The 22,964-nt window shown below is 32.7% G+C and carries 17 protein-coding genes; 12 read left to right on the top strand and 5 right to left on the bottom strand.

The window, feature by feature from the left end; translation table 11 throughout:
- The first annotated feature begins 1 nt into the window (after window position 1).
- On the top strand, window positions 2-6,283 hold the full coding sequence (locus ACP15M_RS12080; protein ID WP_425077466.1) for an alpha-2-macroglobulin family protein: 6,282 nt from the start codon (window positions 2-4) through the stop codon (window positions 6,281-6,283).
- A gap of 145 nt (window positions 6,284-6,428) precedes the next feature.
- Here ACP15M_RS12080 and ACP15M_RS12075 read toward each other — a convergent pair whose 3' ends face one another.
- The 4 genes from ACP15M_RS12075 to ACP15M_RS12060 all read right to left on the bottom strand — a co-directional run bounded on the left by ACP15M_RS12075 (window position 6,429) and on the right by ACP15M_RS12060 (window position 10,095).
- Window positions 6,429-6,953, bottom strand: a complete 525-nt coding sequence (locus tag ACP15M_RS12075; RefSeq protein WP_425077465.1) for a DUF4136 domain-containing protein — start codon at window positions 6,951-6,953, stop codon at window positions 6,429-6,431.
- Between the two features lie 83 nt (window positions 6,954-7,036).
- Window positions 7,037-7,747 carry an ion transporter gene (locus ACP15M_RS12070; RefSeq protein WP_425077464.1) on the bottom strand — a complete coding sequence of 237 codons (711 nt, stop codon included), beginning with the start codon at window positions 7,745-7,747 and terminating at the stop codon, window positions 7,037-7,039.
- A gap of 158 nt (window positions 7,748-7,905) precedes the next feature.
- On the bottom strand, window positions 7,906-8,904 hold the full coding sequence (gene obgE, locus ACP15M_RS12065; protein ID WP_425077463.1) for a GTPase ObgE: 999 nt from the start codon (window positions 8,902-8,904) through the stop codon (window positions 7,906-7,908).
- An 81-nt stretch (window positions 8,905-8,985) separates the two neighbouring features.
- Window positions 8,986-10,095 carry an adenylate kinase gene (locus tag ACP15M_RS12060; protein ID WP_425077462.1) on the bottom strand — a complete coding sequence of 370 codons (1,110 nt, stop codon included), beginning with the start codon at window positions 10,093-10,095 and terminating at the stop codon, window positions 8,986-8,988.
- A gap of 178 nt (window positions 10,096-10,273) precedes the next feature.
- Here ACP15M_RS12060 and ACP15M_RS12055 point away from each other — a divergent pair, with 178 nt between their 5' ends.
- From ACP15M_RS12055 to ACP15M_RS12025, 7 genes are all read left to right on the top strand, one after another.
- Entirely contained in the window at window positions 10,274-11,431 is a 1,158-nt protein-coding gene (locus tag ACP15M_RS12055; protein ID WP_425077461.1) for a 5-(carboxyamino)imidazole ribonucleotide synthase, read from the top strand.
- A 78-nt stretch (window positions 11,432-11,509) separates the two neighbouring features.
- Entirely contained in the window at window positions 11,510-11,989 is a 480-nt protein-coding gene (gene purE, locus ACP15M_RS12050) for a 5-(carboxyamino)imidazole ribonucleotide mutase (RefSeq protein WP_425077460.1), read from the top strand.
- A gap of 218 nt (window positions 11,990-12,207) precedes the next feature.
- Window positions 12,208-14,241, top strand: a complete 2,034-nt coding sequence (locus tag ACP15M_RS12045) for a M3 family metallopeptidase (protein WP_425077459.1) — start codon at window positions 12,208-12,210, stop codon at window positions 14,239-14,241.
- A gap of 74 nt (window positions 14,242-14,315) precedes the next feature.
- On the top strand, window positions 14,316-14,819 hold the full coding sequence (locus tag ACP15M_RS12040; protein WP_425077458.1) for a GbsR/MarR family transcriptional regulator: 504 nt from the start codon (window positions 14,316-14,318) through the stop codon (window positions 14,817-14,819).
- 53 nt (window positions 14,820-14,872) lie between these two features.
- A complete protein-coding gene (locus ACP15M_RS12035) occupies window positions 14,873-15,589 on the top strand; it encodes a DUF2071 domain-containing protein (protein WP_425077457.1) in 717 nt (238 codons plus the stop codon).
- 59 nt (window positions 15,590-15,648) lie between these two features.
- A complete protein-coding gene (locus ACP15M_RS12030) occupies window positions 15,649-16,200 on the top strand; it encodes a sigma-70 family RNA polymerase sigma factor (RefSeq protein ID WP_425077456.1) in 552 nt (183 codons plus the stop codon).
- 12 nt (window positions 16,201-16,212) lie between these two features.
- Complete coding sequence (locus ACP15M_RS12025; protein WP_425077455.1) at window positions 16,213-16,467, top strand: hypothetical protein; 255 nt, start codon at window positions 16,213-16,215, stop codon at window positions 16,465-16,467.
- Here ACP15M_RS12025 and ACP15M_RS12020 read toward each other — a convergent pair.
- On the bottom strand, window positions 16,450-17,283 hold the full coding sequence (locus tag ACP15M_RS12020; RefSeq protein ID WP_425077454.1) for a hypothetical protein: 834 nt from the start codon (window positions 17,281-17,283) through the stop codon (window positions 16,450-16,452). The two genes, ACP15M_RS12025 and ACP15M_RS12020, sit on opposite strands and share 18 nt — an antisense overlap.
- Before the next feature lie 123 nt (window positions 17,284-17,406).
- On the opposite strand from ACP15M_RS12020, the gene gcvP reads away from it, so the two are divergent.
- The 4 genes from gcvP (at window position 17,407) to ACP15M_RS12000 (ending at window position 22,935) form a co-directional block, all read left to right on the top strand.
- On the top strand, window positions 17,407-20,256 hold the full coding sequence (gene gcvP, locus ACP15M_RS12015; protein ID WP_425077453.1) for an aminomethyl-transferring glycine dehydrogenase: 2,850 nt from the start codon (window positions 17,407-17,409) through the stop codon (window positions 20,254-20,256).
- A gap of 174 nt (window positions 20,257-20,430) precedes the next feature.
- On the top strand, window positions 20,431-21,489 hold the full coding sequence (locus ACP15M_RS12010) for a 3-oxoacyl-ACP synthase III family protein (RefSeq protein ID WP_425077452.1): 1,059 nt from the start codon (window positions 20,431-20,433) through the stop codon (window positions 21,487-21,489).
- Window positions 21,490-21,509: 20 nt separating this feature from the next.
- Entirely contained in the window at window positions 21,510-22,037 is a 528-nt protein-coding gene (locus ACP15M_RS12005) for a methyltransferase (RefSeq protein WP_425077451.1), read from the top strand.
- A gap of 49 nt (window positions 22,038-22,086) precedes the next feature.
- Window positions 22,087-22,935 (top strand): glycosyltransferase, encoded by an 849-nt coding sequence (locus ACP15M_RS12000; protein WP_425077450.1) that lies wholly within the window; start codon window positions 22,087-22,089, stop codon window positions 22,933-22,935.
- Window positions 22,936-22,964: the final 29 nt, after the last annotated feature.

Genomic DNA, 22,964 nt, shown 5'->3' with positions numbered 1-22,964 from the left:
TATGAAATTAATTACCAACATATTGATGATATTATGTTTCGCAAATTTTTCTGAAGCGCAATCTTCTAATGATTTTGAAAGTCTTTGGAAAGAGGTCACTAAATACGAATCTGAAGGGTTACCTAAATCGGCTTTAAACGTCGTTGAAACCATTTCAGAATTGGCAAAAACTGAAAAAAATACGTCTCAAGAGATTAAGGCTTTATTACATAAAAGCAAATACATGCTAACTCTTGAAGAAGATGCGCAGCTTAACATTGTTGAAGATTTTAAAACTAACATTTCTAATAACGAAGCACCAACAAAAAACATTCTTGAGAATATGTTGGCCACAATGTATTGGCAATATTTTCAGCAGCATCGCTATCAATTTTATAATCGTACGAATACTTCTGAAAAGGTAAATAACGATTTTAGAACTTGGGATTTACAAACCTTATTCACCGAAATTCACACCTATTATCAACGTTCGTTACAAAACGGACTTCTACTTCAGCAAGCATCACTTTCTGATTATAAAGAAATCATTCATGAACAAGATGGTTCTAAAGCATTTCGACCAACACTCTATGATTTACTGAGTCATAATGCGCTTGAATTTTATAAAACTCCTGAGCATAGCATTTCTAAACCAGCATATAAATTTGAAATCGACAATCCAAATGTATTAGCTCCATCAAGTGTATTTGCTGCTGTAAACTTGACCTCTAAAGATTCAACATCCTTACAATTACATGCGCTTAAAATTTATCAAGATTTAATTTTACTTCATTCTAAAAACAACGATCCTACAGCGTTGGCTGATGTAGATATAGCTCGTTTAAAATATGTAGCACAACATGCAACATTTAACAACAAAGACACTATACTTTTAAATACTTTAAAAACCTCAAGTGATACTTGGTCAACGCATCATGTGTCTGGTTTATACGATTTTGAAATTGCTTCAGTTTGGAGAAATCAAGGTCAACAATACAATGCAAACACTAATACTGATATTCGATGGAAACTCAAGGATGCTATAGAATTATGTGATGCTGTTATTGAAAAGTTCCCTAAAAGTAGAGCTTCAGAATCATGCAAAATACTCAAATCGCAAATATTGTCAAACCGTTTAAATTTATCTACTGAAACTGCTATTCCTGTTCAGTCTTATTCAAAATTTTTAGTCAGATATACAAATGTTGAAGCGCTAGAATTCAAAATATTTAAAGTTAATTATTCACAAAAAAAAGCGTTTGAAAGATTATACAGATCTGAAGAAAAACTTAAGTTTCTTAAGAAAAAGAGTGAGCATCTCACTTGGACAGAAACTTTGAAAGATGAAGGTGATTATCAAAACCATTCTACAGAAGTAATTGTTCCGAAACTAGAAAATGGTCATTATATTATTCTTGCCAAAACAAAAAACAATAACACATTTGCCACACAAACATTGCAAGCCACTAATTTTGCTGTGATTGATAAATCAACAGGCAAGGATATTATTTACCAAATTATTGATAGAACTAATGGTCATCCAGTAGTTAATGCTTCAGTAACTCTAAATTTTCAGAAAAGTTACAATGGTATTTACCATACTCATAAGCTCACTTCTGATGCCAATGGCGAAATTCACTTAAAGAAAACCTCACAACAATATATTGATTTAAGTATTGCCATAAAAAAGCATAATGAAACAGCTTCATTTGGTAGTTATTATACCTCTAAAGAAAAAGACAGACAAAAAGATAATGTTGATTACAATTCTTTTCTATTTTCAGATAGAAGTATTTACAGACCAGGACAAACAATTTATTTTAAAGCCATTGTGTTAGAAAGTAAAACAGGAACATCTAAACCGCTTTCTGATAAACGCTTAACTGCTACACTTCATAATGTAAATGGCGAAAAACTTTCGGAATTAGATTTTGAATCTAATGATTATGGTTCGGTTGCTGGTGAATTTATATTACCAAGTTCTGGTTTAAATGGTCAATATTATATTAAAATTGAATCTACTGCTATCAAGATCAATCAGAACCATTATTTTTTAGTCGAAGAATACAAACGTCCGAAGTTTGAAACTAGTTTTAAACCAATTACTGAAACCTTTAAAGTTAACAATTCTGTTACGGCAAAAGGTACTGCTTTGGCATATGCTGGAAGCAATATTACAGACGCAAAAGTAGTTTATCGCGTGGTTAGAAAAGTACAATATCCTGATTGGTATTATTGGTATAGACCTTGGTTTAATAGTGAACCACAAGAAATTTCACATGGCGAAACCACGACTAATAACAAAGGTGAATTTGAAATTACATTTAAAGCACTTCCTGATAATAGTGTCGATAGATCTTCATTACCAGTATTTAATTACGAGATTACTGCAGATGTAACAGATCTTAATGGCGAAACACGAAGTGCAACAACTACTGTACGAGTAGGATATCATACGTTAAACGCTCAAATTTTAGTTGCAGAACAACTAGACAAAACTAAAAAAGATCATACACTTCAAATTTCTACCAATAACTTAAATGGTGAATTTGTTCCTGCAAAAGGTTCGATTAAAATTTACAAACTCAAAGCACCAAATCGTGTGTTACGACCTCGACCTTGGCATGCACCAGATTATCAAGTGATTCCGAAAGATGAGTTTATAAACAAGTTTCCACATGAAGCCTATGCTAATGAGCAAAACGCAAACCATTGGGAGAAAGGTAAACTTGTTTTTGAAAACACATTTGATACTGAAGCTTCAAAAGAACTTGCACTAGGTAACATTAAAAAATGGGAATCTGGTCAATATGTTATTGTTTTAGAAAGCAAAGACAAATTTGGTCAAACTGTGACAGATGAAGCTAGAACAACACTTTTTAGTGACAATGATAAAACCTTATCAGACCAACAGCTCTTTAGTATCTCAACAAATAAAACGCAATATGCTGCTGGTGATTTGGTTGAATTGACTTTAGCATCTGCAGCCGAAGATATTACTGTAACTGTAAGTGTTGAAAAACAGCAAGAGATTATTAACACCTATATCGTTCCATTAAATAGAAATAAAAAGACTTTTAAAATTCTAGTCAATAAAGATGATATTGGTGGTTTTAGTATTCATTATAGCTATGCATTTCACAATAGTTATTCTGGAGGTTCAATTTCGGTTAATGTGCCTTATCCAAAAAGTGATTTGCAAATTGAAACCAAAACCTTTAGAAACAAGCTTCAACCTGGAGCTGATGAAACTTGGAGTTTTAAAATTAAAGGTTCTAAAGGCGAAAAAGTAACTGCTGAAATTTTAGCAAGCATGTACGACATGTCCTTAGATCAATTTCAACCGCATGCATGGCATTTTAACCCAATTCAAAAGCCTAGTTACTACTCAAGACACAGACAAAATTCTGGTCAAAGTTTTGGTGTTCGAGGATTTAGAACACATGACCAATTGAACAACTATCCAAATTATTACAGACAACAATACGACCAATTGAATTGGTTTGGGTTTTATTTTGGTAATAGATACAGAAACAGACTTTATAAAAACTATACTTCAGCTGTTCAAGTAGTATCCGAAGATATGGAAATGGATGAATCTGTTATGGCTCCAAATGTTAGTATAGCTCAAACACTTTCAGGTCAAGTATCTGGTTTAAATATTTCAACTGATAATGAACAACCAGATTCGGATACTAGCACAATTCTAAGAGGAGTATCTTCTAAAGATTTTAGTGAAGCTCTTTTTGTTATTGATGGAGAGATTGTAAATGAAGATAACTTCAGTAGATTAAAACCTGAAGACATCTTAAACGTTAAAGTTTTAAAAGGAGATGAAGCCATTACTTTATATGGAAAAAAAGGCGAAAACGGAGTCATTGTAATCACTACAAAATCAGGAAGTTTAAATGATTTAAATCCTGTCAAAATCCGAAAAAACCTTCAAGAAACAGCATTCTTCTTTCCGCAATTGCAAACTGATAACGAAGGTCATGTGAGTTTTAACTTTACAACTCCTGAAGCTTTAACTAAGTGGAAATTACAGCTGTTGGCACATACCAAAACCATGAAAAGTGCTATCACAAGTTTAGAAACTGTAACACAAAAAGAATTGATGGTGATTCCAAATGTACCACGATTTTTACGTCAAGGAGATTCTCTGGTGATGAGTAGTAAAATTGCTAATCTTACAGATAAAGAACTCAAAGGAACTGCTGTATTACAATGTTTTGCTCCTTCAGAAATGAAACAAAGTATCAATGCTAGAATTCAAAATAACACTGTACAACAAGCGTTTACTATTCCTGCTAAAGGAAATGTGAATATAAATTGGTCAATGGTAATTCCTGATGATTTAAATCTTATCGAATTAAATTTTGAAGCCAAAGCAGGTGACTTTAGTGACGGCGAACAACATACATTACCAATTCTTACCAATAGAATGTTAGTGACCGAAACCTTACCAATGTGGATTAAGAGTAATACCTCTAGAACCTTTACTTTAGATAAGTTAAGAACAAACACCTCAACAACGCTTAAGCATCATAAGCTCACGTTAGAAATGACTTCAAATCCTGCTTGGTATGCCGTTCAAGCCTTGCCATATTTAATGGAATATCCTTACGACTGTAATGAGCAAACCTTTAGTCGCTATTATGCGAATGCATTAGCAAGTCATATTGCAAATAGCAACCCTAAAATTCAAGAGGTCTTTAATCAATGGAGAAATGCTGATGTACTAATCTCTAACTTAGAGAAAAACGAAGAATTAAAATCTATTTTAATTCAGGAAACGCCTTGGTTACGCGATGCGCAAAACGAAACCGAACAGAAAAAACGTATTGCTTTACTATTCGATTTAAATAAAATGAATTACGAACTAGATACCGCTAAACGAAAGCTTAAAAGCAATCAAATGTCTAATGGAGCTTGGCCTTGGTTTAAAGGTGGACGCGCAAATCGTCACATCACACAACACATTATTACAGGTTTTGCACATCTTAAAAAGCTAAATGTCATTCAGAGCCCTTCGACTACAATCAGGACTGGCTCAGGCGAAGAAGCCATGATACATAAAGCCATGAATTATTTAGACACTGAATTTGTAAAAGAATATAATGACATAAGAAAATACAATTCAAAAGCCGACTTATCAAAAGACCATTTAAGCAATACACAGTTACAATATTTGTATTTAAGAAGTTTCCTTCCTAACACTGAAACATCTAAAGAAGTTTCTGAAATTATGGATTACTATTATGGTCAAATAAAGACCTATTGGCTAAAAAAATCATTGTATTCTAAAGGGTTAATGGCTTTAATCATGCATCGAAAAAATGAAGATTCAACAGTCAAAAAGATTTTAAACTCTTTAAAAGAAAACAGTATTACTTCAGATGAATTAGGCATGTATTGGAAAGAAAACACCAACTCTTGGTATTGGTATCAAGCACCAATTGAAACCCAAGCTCTAATGGTTGAAGCCTTTTCTGAAGCTGGACATGTCATACAGAGTGAAGCGAAAAATCTTGAAACAGTAGACCACCTTAAAATCTGGTTATTAAAAAACAAGCAAACCAATCAGTGGAAAACCACAAAAGCAACCACTAAAGCTATTTATGCTTTATTATTGCAAGGTAGCGATTGGTTGAGTGTTACAGATATGGTTGATGTTGTTATTGGTGCAAGAGTGATTAATCCTTCAAAATTAAAAGATGTAGAGCTTGAAGCAGGAACTGGTTATTATAAAACCAATTGGTCTTCGGAAGAGATTGATCCTTCAATGGCAACTGTCGAACTCACTAAAAAAGGCGAAGGGATAGCTTGGGGAAGTTTATATTGGCAATATTTTGAAGATTTAGACAAAATTACTTCAGCGGAAACACCTCTAAAACTTCAGAAAAAATTATTCAAAAAAACCAATACAGATACTGGAGAACAAATCACTGAAATCACTTCGGAAACACAACTTAATGTTGGTGATTTAGTTCGTGTACACATAGAACTAAAAAGTGATCGCAATATGGAGTTCATTCATATGAAAGACATGCGAGCTTCAGGATTAGAACCTGTAAATGTATTGTCGCAATACAAATGGCAAGATGGTTTAGGCTATTATGAAAGTACAAAAGATGCTGCTACTAATTTCTTTTTTGATTATTTACCAAAAGGCATTTATGTATTTGAATACGATTTGAGAGTGACTAATGCTGGACATATGAGTAATGGTATTACCATGATTCAAAGCATGTATGCTCCTGAATTTAGTAGCCATAGTGAAGGTGTTCGTATTGAAGTGGAATAGATTTTAATGTTAAGCTTGTTATTCAGAGCGAACAAAGTGAAGCGAAGAATCTCTTATAATAAAGTAAGTTATAGTTTGAAAACCGCTCAGTTTTCGATACAATTCTGAAAATTTATGAATCCCTCAAACTGACACTTCAGATTTTTCATTTTTTTTCAGGAGGAAACCCTTCAAGTACTTTAGTAACAATGGCTTTAAATAATGCTTCACGTTTTTCAGGAGAAGCATTGGGACTATAACTAGATTCGGAAACTGCTTGCCAAAACAAACCGGTTTTGTTTTCATCAACAAACTCAAAAATGATTTGCCTGTTAAGCTTGTTTTGTCCAACCGGAATTCCGATAGAGACTCCTCCTCCAACATGTCCACCTGTACCACCAACACCAACTCCTACATTATTACGAGCGCGTTCTTGATATTCGCTACTTTTAATATCAATAAAAAAATCTGGTGTTTCAGATAAAGAATAGCCTTGACTTTGCATGGCATCATCTAAAGCATCAAGCAATCGTTTAGTGTCTAATTCACTTAATCCTGAATCTAAATTGGCATAATAATTATAGGTCTTATAAGCTTTAAAATCTGTTGTTCTTTCATAATCATAATTCACACGAATCGGAGCGCAAGAAGTCGTTATAATCAATAGCAATAGGATAGAAAAATATTTCATGCGAGTTTTATAAAATCCCAATCTTCATTAGGATTAGTTCAACTAAATCAATTAAAATTTGAAGCTTCACTAAGATAGCAAAATTATTCTGTTTCTTTTGTATCTAAAGCCTTAGTCAAGGCTGATGAAATAATACCTGTAGGAATGGCTACAATTCCTAAACCAATTATCAATATAAAAAAGGTAAATACTTTTCCGCCAACTGTAATAGGATAGACATCACCATAACCAACAGTCGTTAAAGTAATAATGGACCACCAAAGACTTTCAAAAATCGATGAAAAATGTTCTGGTTGTGCTTCATTTTCAAAGTAATAAATCCCAACTGCAGCAAAATAAATGAGAATTAATGTGACGAACAGAAAAAGAAAAATTTCTTCTTTAGCAGATTTTATAGCTCGCATAAAATGATTCATTGCTTTATTATAACGCACCAATTTTAAAACTCTAAACAGTCTTAAAAAACGTAAAGCACGTAAGGATCGTAAATCAATTCCGAAGGATAAATAAAATGGAAGAATCGCTAAGAAGTCTATAATTCCAAAAAAACTAAAAATAAATTTTGGTTTGCTATCTGCCACATAAATTCGCAACACATATTCAACAGTAAACACACTCACACAAAATACTTCAACAACATAAAGAATGGTTTTTGTTTGAGGTTTTAGATTAGGAATCGTTTCAATAGAAAAGGTAACAATAGAAATTAAAATTAAGGCTTGAATAAAAAACGCAAAATAGCGACTTAGTTTATTATCATTGATTTCTACAATGCTTTTAATTTTTTCTCTCATCTTTAATGGGTGGTTACATACTCAAAAATACAGGTTAGTACACATAAAAGCAATAGATTAAAATTATTTTGTTCTCAATACAATTCTGAAAGTTTCAGAATTACTAAAACTGCCGCAAGAGCCTTTTTGTAGTGTATTGAATTTGTTGAAATGACTAGTTAGTCATTTAAAATCTTCCAAAGCTTATCTTTTAATGTCGTAATTCCTTTTTGAGCAACCGAAGAAATAAACACGTAATCAATAGGTAAAGTTTGATCTAATTCTTGTTTGAGTTCAGCTTGAAGTTCTTCATCTAACATATCACATTTTGAAATCGCAATCATGCGTTCCTTATCAAGCATTTCTGGATTATAACGTTTTAATTCATCTAAAAGAATATCGTATTGTTTACGAATATCGTCTGCATCAGCAGGAATTAAAAACAATAATACCGAATTACGCTCAATATGCCTCAAAAAATAATGCCCTAGACCTTTACCTTCGGCAGCTCCTTCGATAATTCCAGGAATATCAGCCATAACAAAGGTTTGATAATCGCGATATTGAACAATCCCTAAATTGGGCTTTAAGGTCGTAAATTCGTAATCTGCAATTTTAGGTTTTGCAGCAGTAATTACAGATAGTAGTGTTGATTTTCCAGCATTTGGAAATCCGACCAAACCAACATCTGCTAAGATTTTAAGTTCAAGCGTTATATTTTTTTCTTCAAGAGGTTCACCAGGTTGCGCATAACGAGGTGTTTGGTTTGTAGAACTTTTAAAATGCCAGTTTCCTAAACCTCCTCGACCTCCTTTAGCAACAATTGTCTCTTGATTAGCTTCGGTAATTTCAAAAAGCACTTCATCGGTTTCAGTGTCTTTAACTACAGTACCTAAAGGTACATCTAGATATACATCAGAACCATCTGCTCCTGTACTTCTACTTTTGCTTCCGTGTTCACCATGACCAGCTCTAGCATGACGCTTAAATTTAAGGTGTAATAAGGTCCATAGATTTTCATTTCCGCGCACAATGATGTGACCTCCTCGTCCACCATCTCCTCCATCTGGACCACCTTTTTCTATATATTTTTCGCGATGCAAATGCGCAGAACCTTGTCCTCCTTTTCCAGAGGACACATGCATTTTTACGTAGTCAACGAAATTACCTTCAGTCATGTTCTTTAGTTAAAAAGTTAAAAGTTAAAAAGTTAAAAGCTGAACATTCATACTTTCAACTTTTCTACTTTCAAACCAAACTTACAGTTTATCAATCACAGTATTTAAACGCTCTGTAATTTCATTAATACTTCCGACACCATCCACACCAAAATATTTATTTTGAGCAGCATAATACTCTTTTAAAATGGCTGTTTTTTTATAGTATTCTGTAATTCTATTTCTAATGACAGATTCGTTAGCATCATCTTTTCTTCCGCTAGTTTTTCCACGCTCTAATAAGCGTCCAACTAACACCTCATCATCTACTTCAAGAGCAATCATGGCATTAATTTGAGAATCTTTGCTATCCATTAACTTGTCTAAAGCTTCAGCTTGCGCGTTGGTTCTTGGAAAACCGTCAAAAATAAATCCGTTGGCATCAGCATTTTTTTCTACTTCAGCATTAAGCATATCAATAGTGACTTGGTCTGGAACCAATTCGCCTTTATCCATAAAAGACTTAGCTAACATTCCTAAAGCGGTTTCATTTTTTATATTGAATCGAAACACATCTCCTGTAGAAATATGAACGAGGTTATATTTATCTTTTAAAAATTCTGCTTGTGTTCCTTTGCCTGCTCCTGGAGGTCCAAATAGCACTAAATTGGTCATGTGTTGTGTTGTTTTTAATTGATATATTTCTGGTAAATCTCGACCTAAACCGTTGTAATCTAATCCGTAACCAACGATGAATTTATTTGGTATTTCGAGACCTACATAATGTAATTTGTAATCTTTTTTGTAAGCTTCAGGTTTATAAAACAAAGTGGCTATTTTGAGTTCAGCAACGCTTTCGTTTTCAAAAATGCGATGCACTTCTTCTAAAGTGTTTCCCGAATCTATAATATCTTCGAGAATCACTACTTTTCTACCTGATAAATCTTGTGTTAAACCTATCAAACGCTGAATGTCTTCGGAAGACTTTATGCCTTCATACGATGCTAATTTAATAAAGGTAACTTCGCAAGGTTTTGGGTATTTCTTTACAAAATCGCTCACAAACATGAACGAACCATTCAAAATCCCAACAAATACAGGCACTTCATCTTGAAGATCATTCGCAATAGCATCAACCATTTTTTGAACAGCAGCATCAATTTCGGTTTCAGAAATAAATGGTTTAAAGTATAAATCGTTGAGCTTAATCACTTGTTTTTAATTTTAAAAAAGCAAAGATAATCAATAGATTGTCGATTACCGATTTTTGAATTCCATTTTTGCAATCCCTTTCTATTTTATAATGTATTTTTGTATCATAAAACTTGTAAATTTTAAAGCAGAAGACATTTCGGCTATGCTCAATGTGACAACTTTATAGTAATTATAAATGACAAATTATTTTTCTTCAGATTTTAAACTTGGTATTCTTGGTGGTGGACAATTAGGCAAAATGATGTTGTATACTACCAGAAAGTTTGACATTACAACACATGTTATGGATTCAAGTGACGAAGCACCTTGTAAAATGGCTTGCAATCATTTTGTTAAAGGTGATTTGATGAGCTATGACGATGTTTACAATTTTGGAAAGCAAGTTGATGTGCTCACTTTTGAAATTGAAAATGTAAATGTAAATGCGCTAGAGGCTCTAGAAAAAGAAGGCAAAAAAGTATATCCTTCGTCTAAAACATTGCGAACCATTCAAAATAAAGCAACTCAAAAGTTATTTTATAGAGACCATGAAATTCCGACATCTGAGTTTTCGAGATTTGCTTATTTATCTGAAGTAGAAGATGCCTTAGAAAATGAAGCTTTAGATTTTCCGTTTGTCTGGAAAGCTGCTCAGTTTGGTTATGATGGCAATGGTGTTAAAATTGTAAAGCAATTATCAGATTTAAACAACCTTCCAAAAGGTGAATGTATCGCAGAAGAATTGATTCCATTTAAAAATGAATTGGCAGTAATCGTTGCAAGAAATGCTTCTGGTGACGTAAAAACTTATCCTGTTGTTGAAATGGAATTTCATCCTGAAGCCAATCAAGTAGAATATGTAATTTGTCCTGCTCGTATTGATAAAGCTGTTGCAAAAAAAGCAACAGATGTAGCTTTAAAAGTTTCTGAAGCCTTTGCTCATGTTGGATTATTAGCTGTTGAAATGTTTCAAACTGAAGATGATGATATTTTAGTCAACGAAGTGGCTCCAAGACCTCATAATTCTGGTCATCAAACTATTGAAGCGAGTTACACTTCACAATTTGAACAACATATTCGTGCCATTTTAAATTTACCTTTAGGAAAAACTGAAAGTAAAGTTGGTGGCATTATGGTTAACCTTGTTGGTGCTGAAGGTCATACAGGAAATGTGGTTTATAAACACATTGAAGATATTATGTCGCTTGATGGCGTGACTCCACATATTTACGGAAAAAAACAAACACGACCATTTCGAAAAATGGGACATGTTACTATTGTTAATGAAGATTTAAATACAGCAAGACAAATTGCTGAGCAAGTAAAAAATACAATTAAAGTAGAAAGTGAATAATGTCACTTCGAGCGTAGTCGAGAAGTCTCTATACATTCAAAATTTCGATTACTTTCGGTTTGATAAAATTTTTAAATTATGCAAAAAGTAGCCATTATTATGGGAAGCAAAAGTGATTTGCCAGTAATGCAAGACGCTATTGATATCTTAAAAGAATTTAATATTGATGTTGAAGTTGACATTGTTTCAGCACATAGAACACCTGAAAAATTATTCGATTTTAGCAAAAATGCACATACTCGAGGTATTAATGTAATTATTGCAGGAGCTGGAGGAGCTGCACATTTACCAGGAATGGTCGCCTCATTATCGCCTTTACCAGTTATTGGAGTTCCTGTAAAAAGCAGCAATTCTATTGATGGTTGGGATTCTGTACTATCAATTTTACAAATGCCTGGAGGAGTTCCTGTGGCAACTGTAGCTTTAAATGGAGCAAAAAATGCAGGTATTTTAGCAGCACAAATTATTGGAGCTTCAAACAAAACCGTTCTAAACACAATAATAAACTATAAAGAAGGTTTAAAAACCAAAGTCATTGAGTCTTCAAAAAACTTATAATAAAAAACCTCGTTGGAGAACGAGGTTTTGAGCTATTAATCAATTATTTGTATAGAGTTGGTTAACTCCTTTTAAAATAATAAAGCCAAAATTAAACTTTATTTTGGCTTATTTTCAAAAAGTTATGATAAATAATGAACAAAGTAATTCACAATTCACATTATCGTAAGATTATTACTACCAAACATGTATTTCTTTTATAAATTCGTAAAACAACAATGAATATTCTTAATATCCCATTCGATACAGCACATCAAACAGCACCTTTTTCAAAAATTAAAAACGAAGACTTCTTACCTGCTTTTAAAAAAGCTATAAAAGATGCCAAAGCTGAAATTGACGAAATTACCAATAATACTGAAGTACCAACCTTTGAAAACACGATTGAAGCTTTAGATTTTTCAGGTGAGCAATTAGATCGAATTTCTAGTATTTTCTTTAACCTAAATAGTGCAGAAACCAACGACACAATTCAAAAGATTGCTCAAGAGGTATCGCCTTTACTTTCAGAATTTAGTAATGACATTACTTTAAATGAAACATTATTTAAAAGAGTAAAGACCGTTTACGACAAGAAAGATAGTTTAAACCTCAACACAGAACAGCAAACACTTTTAGATAAAAAATATAAAGGGTTTTCCAGAAATGGTGCCAATTTATCGGAAGACAAAAAAGAACGTCTTCGTGAAATTGACAAACAATTAAGTCAGTTAAAACTCAAATTTGGCGAAAATGTATTAGCAGAAACTAACGCCTTTGAAATGCATTTAACCAACGAAGAAGATTTAGCTGGTTTACCAGAAGGTGCAAAAGAAGCTGCACAACAATTAGCAGAATCTAAAGGCAAAACAGGTTGGCTCATCACCTTAGATTATCCGAGTTATATTCCATTTATGACCTATGCTGATAATCGTGAACTTCGTAAAAAATTAGCAATAGCTGCTGGAGCAAAAGCTTTTAAAGACAATGAATTTGACAATCAAAATAACGTGCTTCAAATTGTTAAATTACGACATGAACGCGCCAATCTTTTAGGTTACAAAACACATGCGCATTTTGTTTTAGAAGAGCGTATGGCTAAAACACCTGAAACCGTTCTAAACTTTTTAAATGACCTTTTAGACAAAGCAAAACCAGCTGCTGAACGTGAATTTAAAACTCTTGAAAATTTTGCTAAAGAATTAGATGGTATTAATACGCTTCAAAAATGGGATGGTTCTTATTATGCTGAAAAATTAAAGCAAAAATTATTCAGTTTAGATGATGAACAGCTAAAACCATACTTCAAACTAGAAAATGTAATAAATGGTGTTTTCACTATTGCAGAACGTTTATACGATTTAAAATTTGAAGAGATAAACACTATTGACAAGTATCACGATGATGTTTTAACCTATAAGGTGACCGATTTAAAAGGTAATTTAATCTCAATATTTTATGCCGACTTTTTTCCAAGATCCGGAAAACGAAATGGTGCCTGGATGACAGTTTACAAACCTCAATACATCAAGAACGGAGAAAACAGCAGACCTCATATTTCTATTGTTTGCAACTTTACAAAACCAACAAAAACAAAACCTTCATTATTAACGTTTAATGAAGTGACCACCTTATTTCACGAATTTGGGCACGCACTTCATGGCATGCTAGCCAATACAAGGTATCCTAGCTTATCTGGCACAAGTGTGTTTTGGGATTTTGTAGAACTACCAAGTCAAGTGTTAGAAAATTGGTGTTATGAAAAAGACGCTTTAGAGTTATTTGCTACACATTATGAAACTGGTGAAGTTATTCCGATGGAATTAATTGAAAAAATTAAAGCTTCAGCAACATTTCATGAAGGCATGCAAACCTTAAGACAATTAAGTTTTGGTTTACTAGATATGTCATGGCACAGTCATAATCCAAGTGCAATTACTTCCGTAAAAGAACATGAAAATGAAGCCTTTAAAAACACAAAATTATATCCTGATGTTGCAGAGAATTGTATGAGCACTGCCTTTTCACATATTTTTCAAGGAGGATACAGTTCTGGTTATTACAGCTACAAATGGGCAGAAGTTTTAGATGCTGATGCCTTTGAATACTTTTTAGAACAAGGTGTGTTTAATAAAAATGTGGCTCAAAAGTTTAAAGATCATGTATTATCTCAAGGTGGTACTCAAGACCCAATGACTTTATACAAACGTTTCAGAGGAAAAGCACCAAGACCTGAAGCCTTGTTGAAACGTGCTGGACTTATTGAAAAATAATTCAAATAAAACAAATAGCCAAAACAAACTTTCAATAATTATTGAAAGTTTAAAATATTTTATATATTTGTGATATGAATTACGATGAAGCCAAAATAAAATTTGTTAGTACTTGGGGAAGTTTAGGTTCACTTTGGGGAATTAACAAAGCTATGGCTCAAATTCAAGCTTTACTTTTTATTTCAACAAAGCCATTATCTATGGAAGATATTATGGAAGAACTTCAAATATCTCGTGGCAATACAAGTATGAATTTACGTCAGTTAATGGATTGGGGAATTGTAACAAAAGAACTGATTCCTGGCGAAAGAAAAGAATATTTTACAACCGAAAAAGACGTTCAAGAACTCACTAGAATCATTGCTAAAGAACGAAGCAGAAGAGAAATTCAACCAGTCATAAAAGTACTTAGTGATGTTTCCTCTATTAAAGATGATGGCACAGAAAAAACAAAAGAGCTTATTAAACAAACCAAAGCCTTACACGATTTAACTCGTGATGCAGATACGATGATTAACAAACTTGTAAACCAAAAACAGAACTGGATTACTAAATCTTTGCTTAAACTCATCAAATAAAAAAATTTTAAATCAAACTTTCAATATTTTCTGAAAGTTCAAAACTATTAAAAATGAAAAAATCAAATATTTTCATGACAGGATACTGGAAAGATTTAATCATTTCAACATTTGAAATCGAAAAAGAAATTCTTGAAGCATATTTACCAAATAACACAGAAATAGATTTATATAATGGTAAAGCATTAATGAGTATAGTTGCATTTACATTTTCAAACGTAAAGTTCTTCGGAGTTAAAATTCCTTTTCATCAAAATTTCGGACAAATTAATTTTCGGTTTTATGTAAAATCAAAAATCAATAATGTCAAAGGTGTTGTTTTTATTAAAGAGTTTGCACCAAAACCACTGGTGGCTTCAATTGCAAATTTGTTTTACAACGAACCTTTTTTCTACAAAAACATAAAACTTAATAAAACAATCCATGAAGGTAAAAAAAACATAAAGTATTCATATAAAAATATGGTAATTGAAGCAAACACAAATAAATCAACACAACCTTTAATTAAAAACTCGTTTGAAGATTTTGTAGTGGATAGATATACTGCATTTATAAAAAGTAATAAACAAAAAACATTTCAATATAAGATAAATCATAAGCCTTGGAGATTATATAATTCCATTTACACTCACGTAGATCATAACATTCTTTCTTTACTCCCAAAACAATTTAAAACTGCAAAACATATAAAAACTTGTGTGGTTGATGGTTCTTATGTTTCTGTTGAAAAGGGAATCCTTCAAAAACTGCAAAAACTAGAACTTATATAAGGAATATAACTATCATTAAATTTTTGCCTATTTTTGAACTAAATTTTTCAGAAAAAGAAATGCCAAAACATATCATAGATCCTAATCAATGGATTAATCTTTATTCCGATTACCTATTCAATTACACCATTACACGTGTTAATGATAGAGAAATTGCTAAAGATTTAGTGCAAGATACGTTTATGGCTGGTTTAAAATCCATGAAAAATTTTAAAGGCGAAGCTAGTGAACGTACATGGCTCATTTCAATTTTAAAGCGAAAAATTATAGATTACTATCGTAAGATCAATTCTAATAAAGGAAAAGCCGAAGTGAGAATGACTTACAATACAGATGAAAATGAAGGCGATTGGCTAGAGGAACGTGTTGCAGATCCTTTTGATAAAACTGCTGAAGACAGCATTGAAAATACCGAACTAGGTTTAGCTATCGATAATTGCTTAGGTAAGCTTCCTGAAAAACAAGCTCAAGTTTTTGAAATGAAAACCATTTTAAATTATGAAACTGAAGCTATTTGTAATGAATTAGGCATTACTGCGTCTAACCTATGGGTAATTATCCATAGAGCGCGTGTTGCTATGGCGAGTTGTCTAGAAAAAAATTGGTTTTAAAAATTAATACTAATGAAAAAAAGTTTTTTGTTTATCACTTGTGAAGAAGCGCAGCATATATGTGACAAAAGCCAATATGGCGAAGCTACCTTATGGGAACGCATCAAACTTACCATACGTTTATTATGGTGTAGAGTGACTCAAAACTACACCAAAAACAATAACAAGTTAACCAAGCTCATTACCAAAAAACAAATCCCTATGGATGCTTCTGATAAAGAAAATTTAAAATCAGCCTTTGAGCAAGAATTAGCTAAGCATCAATAATAAAACCAACCACCAAATAGGAATACTCTCCACCCAAAACGAACTGTAATACTTTCCCTGTAATCTCGTAGAAAATTTTAAAAACACTAACGTTGTAAAAATGATTACAGCTAATGATAGTAAGTGATTTAAATTTATATCATTTTTAAAAAACTCTAAAGCAACTACCAAAACCGACAATATAAATCCAATAATTTTGGTACGCTTTACTCCTATTCGTTGCGGAATTGTAGCTAGTTTTAAACTATCATAATTTAAATCTCTAATCTCAAAAGGAAGCATTAATACAATCACAAAAATAAATCGCTGAATCGCACTTATTACAACATCGCTATGCATGTGATAAGCATCATTAATTAAAGGTAATACTACAGTTACACCAGACCAAACTAAAGCAATAATATACACTTTAAGTCCACCAACACTTCGCAACTTTTTCTTTTTATCAATAAAAAATCGATTAGGCAATAACGGAATAGCATATAAAAAAGTAATCACTGCAAAAACTGAAATAACAACAAGACTTGTGGCACTTAACTGCATTAAAAAATAACACATGGCCAAAAAACAAAACAACGAAAAAATCTGAATGGTCTTTAACTTATTTGACAAGCTTCTATGATGAAATTTTGCTAGTCCAAAATACTTCACAAAATTATAACCAGTAATTGAAGCAAAACCAATAAAACTTAGCATGCTTACATCTAATACAATAGCAAATTCTAAACAGGTCACACAAGACATTGCAACAATAGCTAAAGCCACATGAATACTACTATTAATATAAAAATCTAATATCGATTTAAAAGCACGCATAACACAAAAATAGGCAAACTGTTAATAACCAATTCAAATGGTTGAAAAGTTTCATTTTCGTTAACAATTTAAGGTCAATAATTGCTTAATTTTGCCGAAATAAATTTCAACTCAAATAAGGTAATGAATACAGCAGATTTTTCACTTCGTCATATTGGTCCAAGAGCAGCAGATCAAAAACTAATGTTAGAAACCGTTGGAGCAAATTCAATAGAACAATTAATTCATGAAACTATTCCAGATGGCATTCGTTTAACATCAGATTTAAATCTTGATGAACCAATGAGTGAACAAGAATACTTATTACATATTTATAATCTTTCTAAAAAAAATAAAGTCTTCAAAACCTATATAGGTTTAGGATATCATCCAACGATAATGCCTGCTGTAATTCAACGAAATATTTTAGAAAATCCAGGTTGGTATACAGCTTATACTCCTTATCAAGCGGAAATAGCTCAAGGTCGTTTAGAAGCTTTATTAAACTTTCAAACCATGATTACTGACCTTACTGGTATGGAAATTGCCAATGCGTCACTTTTAGATGAAAGCACTGCTGCTGCCGAAGCCATGAGTTTATTATTTGCTGTACGCGAAAGAGATCAAAAAAAAGCTGGAGTTAATAAGTTTTTTGTTTCTGAAAATATCCTTCCTCAAACCTTATCATTATTACAAACTAGAGCAAACCCAATTGGAATTGAATTAGTAGTTGGTAAAGAAGAAGATTTTAATTTCTCTGAAGATTATTTTGCTGCAATCTTACAGTATCCTGGAAAATACGGACAAGTAACCGACATCAAATCGTTTATTGAAAAAGCCAACGCTTCTCGTATTAAAGTTGCTGTGGCTGCAGACATCATGAGCTTAGTTAAACTTGAAGCTCCTGGTAAATTTGGTGCAGATGTAGTTGTAGGTACAACTCAACGTTTCGGAATTCCAATGGGTTATGGTGGACCACATGCTGCGTATTTTGCAACTAAAGAAGCTTACAAAAGAGATATTCCTGGTCGTATCATCGGAGTTACAAAAGATGCCAACGACAATAGAGCCTTACGTATGGCTTTACAAACTCGTGAACAACATATTAAACGAGATAAAGCCACATCAAATATCTGTACTGCTCAAGTATTATTAGCTGTTATGGCTGGAATGTATGCGGTTTATCATGGACCGAACGGTTTAGAGTTTATCGCTAACGACATACATCATAAAGCAGTTTCCCTTTCTGATGCTATTAAGAGTTTAGGTTTTGAACAAGTTAACGATTCCTTTTTTGACACACTTCATTTTAAAGCAGATGCTAAAGCTATAAAAACTGAAGCTGAAGCTAAAAAAATAAACTTCTATTATCCTAATAAAAATGAAGTAATCATATCTATAAATGAACCAACAACACTAGAAGCACTTAATGCAATTATTGCTGTTTTTGCTAAAGCAGCAAACAAAAACACCATTAAAATAAATCAACTATCTGAAGAAGATAGTATTGACGACCAACTTAAGCGTCAAACTTCTTTTTTACAAGAAGCTGTATTTAATTCGCATCATTCAGAAACCGAATTAATGCGATATATTAAACAATTAGAGCGCAAAGATCTAGCTTTAAATCATTCGATGATTTCTCTTGGTTCTTGTACGATGAAGCTCAATGCAGCTTCAGAAATGTTACCATTAAGTTGGTTTAAATGGGGAAAAATTCATCCGTTTGCACCTCTTGACCAAACTGAAGGCTATCAAACGGTTTTAAAAGCCTTAGAAGATCAACTAACAGAAATTACTGGATTTGCTGGCACTTCATTACAACCTAATTCTGGAGCACAAGGAGAATTTGCTGGACTAATGGTCATAAAAGCATATCACGAATCTAGAGGAGATCATCACAGAAACATTTGTCTTATTCCATCTTCAGCACATGGAACTAATCCTGCAAGTGCTGTTATGGCTGGAATGAAAGTCGTTGTTACCAAATCAACCGAAAAAGGAAATATAGATGTTGATGATTTAAGAGAAAAAGCCGAATTACATAAAGACAATCTTGCTGCTTTAATGGTTACTTATCCATCTACTCATGGTGTTTACGAAGCCTCAATTAGAGATATTACACAAATTATTCATGATAATGGCGGACAAGTATATATGGATGGCGCAAATATGAATGCGCAAGTAGGATTAACCAATCCTGGAAAAATTGGTGCTGATGTTTGTCATCTTAACTTACACAAAACATTTGCTATTCCTCATGGTGGTGGAGGTCCAGGTGTTGGCCCAATTTGTGTTGCAAAACAATTGGTTCCGTTTTTACCAGGAAGTCCATTAGTTAAAACTGGAGGAGATCAAGCCATCACAGCAATTTCTGCGGCACCTTTTGGTTCATCTTTAGCCTGCTTAATTTCTTATGGTTATATTAAAATGCTTGGCGCATCAGGATTAAAGAAATCAACCGAAATGGCTATCCTAAATGCCAACTATATTAAAAAACGTTTAGAAGGTGCTTTTGAAACCTTATATTCTGGAGAATTAGGTCGCGCTGCTCACGAAATGATTATTGATTGCAGACCTTTTAAAGCAAATGGCATTGAAGTTGTAGATATCGCTAAACGTTTAATGGATTACGGATTTCATGCACCAACAGTGTCGTTTCCTGTAGCAGGAACTATGATGATTGAACCAACAGAAAGCGAAAGCAAACAAGAAATGGATCGTTTTTGTGATGCTATGATTTCTATAAGGCAAGAAATCGATACTGTTTCGAAAGAAGATGCAAACAATGTTCTAAAAAATGCGCCTCACACTTTAGATATGGTTACAAATGACGAATGGTTACTTCCTTATTCGCGTCAGCAAGCTGCATTTCCATTAGATTATGTAAAAGATAATAAGTTTTGGCCTAGTGTTCGTCGTGTTAATGACGCTTATGGAGATCGAAATTTAATTTGTACTTGTGCTCCAATTGAAGCATATATGGAAGCTTAATATATTCAGTTATTCAACATAAATGTCCTTGATTTTCAAGGGCATTTTTTACATATTCTATAATCTAAACCTCCTTTTTTGATAATTCACTAAAAATCAGCAATATTTAAGCAAATTGAACTCGAGGCTTGATTTTATTGAGTACATTAGTAATCTAAACAAGATACATTTCGTATGTCAATAAAAATCACAGGAACTGGAAACTATATTCCAGCATTGATTGAAAAAAATGAAAGCTTCCATCAACATGAGTTTTTAAATGCTGATGGTTCCGATATAAATCATCCTAACAAAACTATTGTTGACAAGTTTAAAGCAATAACTGGTATAACTGAAAGACGATATGCCGACGATAGGCTAACTTCATCCGATTTAGGATTTTTAGCAGCTCAAAAAGCAATTGAAGATGCCAATATTGACCCAGAAACTATAGACTATATTATTTGCGCTCATAATTTTGGCGATGTTAAAGCTAATACTATTCAAAGTGATATATTGCCTTGTTTAGCGTCTAGAGTTAAGCACAATTTACGTATTAAAAACCCTAAATGTGTTGCTTACGACATATTGTTTGGTTGTCCTGGTTGGATTGAAGGCGTTATTCAAGCAAAGGCATTTATAAAATCTGGAATGGCAAAACGTTGCTTAGTTATTGGTTCTGAAACCTTATCTCGTGTGGTTGATAAACACGATAGAGATTCAATGATATATTCTGATGGAGCTGGAGCAACTATTGTTGAAGAATTAGAAGACGAAGGTGGTATTCTAGCTCACGAAACAGCATCTTTCACCTATGATGAAGCTTACTATCTCTACTTTGGCAATTCAAACAACCAAGATTTATGTAGAGACACACGTTATATAAAAATGCATGGTCGAAAAATATATGAATTTGCCTTAACGAATGTTCCGTTAGCCATGAAAACTTATTTAGACAAAAGTGGTATTGACATTAAGGATCTTAAAAAAATATTGATTCATCAAGCCAATGAAAAAATGGACGAAGCCATCATTCAACGATTCTACAAACTCTATAAAATGGATGTTCCAGAAGGTATCATACCAATGAGTATTCATAAACTAGGAAATAGCTCTGTGGCTACTATTCCTACACTTTTTGATTTGATTCGAAATAATAAATTGGAGCATCATTCTATAAATAAAGGTGATGTGATTATTTTTGCCAGTGTTGGCGCTGGAATGCATATCAACGCTATTGTTTATAAATATTGACAAGATTACGACTTAAATTAATGTACGAAAACAGCTTTCCTAATAAACGTTTTAAACATACAGTTCAGTTTTTAAAACGACATGTTCAAACTACTGAAAACCTATTAGACTTAGGTGTCGAAAATCCACTCTCTGCTATTTTAAAAGCTGAAGGATATACTGTAAAAAACACTTCTGGATTAGATTTAGATATTGATACTTCTGAAATTGAAAATTCTTCGGCAAATGTCGTAACTGCCTTTGAAATTTTTGAACACTTGCTTTCGCCTTTTACTGTATTGCAATCTATTAAGGCCGACAAACTCGTAGCTAGCATTCCTTTGAAACTTTGGTTTGCCTCAGCTTATCGAAGTAAAATAGATATGAGAGATCGACACTACCATGAGTTTGAAGATTGGCAGTTTGATTGGTTACTTGAAAAATCTGGATGGAAAATTATCGCTTCCGAAAAATGGACTAATCCGACAAAAAAAATTGGTATAAGACCATTACTTCGCTTATTCACACCAAGATACTATATAGTTTATGCTGAAAGAATTAAAACCTAAGTATTCTTAAATTTCTAAAGTGTAACTTTGAATTTCAAACTATTAACTCTTGAATTTCTACATCATCATTCCTGCGCATAACGAAGAAGACTCTATAGCATTAACTTTAGACTCTTTAGTAAATCAAACGCTTCAACCGAAGCGTATTGTAGTCGTGAATGATCATTCAACAGACAACACACAACATATCGTTGAAAAACTCACAGAATCACATTCGTTTATTTCACTTGTAAATAACAATTCTTCAGATAAGCATTTGCCAGGAGCCAAAATTGTAAATGCGTTTTACAAAGGTTTTGAAACCTTAGACCAAGACTACGATGTAATTTGCAAATTTGATGCAGATCTTATTTTTCCGAAGAATTATTTAGAACAACTTGCAATTCATTTTAAAAATGATAAAACACTTGGCATGGCAGCAGGTTTCTGTTACATCAAAAAGAATGAAGATTGGGTTTTGGAAAATCTAACACGAAAAGATCATATTCGTGGTGCCTTAAAAGCTTACAAAAAACAATGCTTTGAAGCTATAGGACAATTGAAATCATCCATTGGTTGGGACACTGTAGATGAATTACTGGCTAAATATTATAATTGGACGATTTTAACTGATGAATCTTTACACGTAAAGCACTTAAAACCTACAGGTATTAGCTATAACAAAGACTCTAAACACTCGCAAGGCGAAGCTTTATATAAAATGCGTTATGGCATTCTCCTTACTGCAATTACAGCTTTAAAAATGACATTAAAAAAGCGAAGTCTATCACTTTTTAACGACTATATAAAAGGCTATTTTAAAGCAAAAAAAGAAAAGCTAGACTTTTTAGTTTCCGAAGCTGAAGGTCAATTCATTAGAAATTTACGTTGGAAAGGGATTTTTGAAAAATTTAGATAAATTATTTAAATCCATACTTTTCAATATCA

The sequence above is a fragment of the Psychroserpens sp. S379A genome (assembly GCF_049800755.1).
GTDB lineage: Bacteria > Bacteroidota > Bacteroidia > Flavobacteriales > Flavobacteriaceae > Psychroserpens.
Note: the sequence above shows the minus strand (reverse complement) of the source record. Positions and strands in the feature narration are given on the sequence as shown.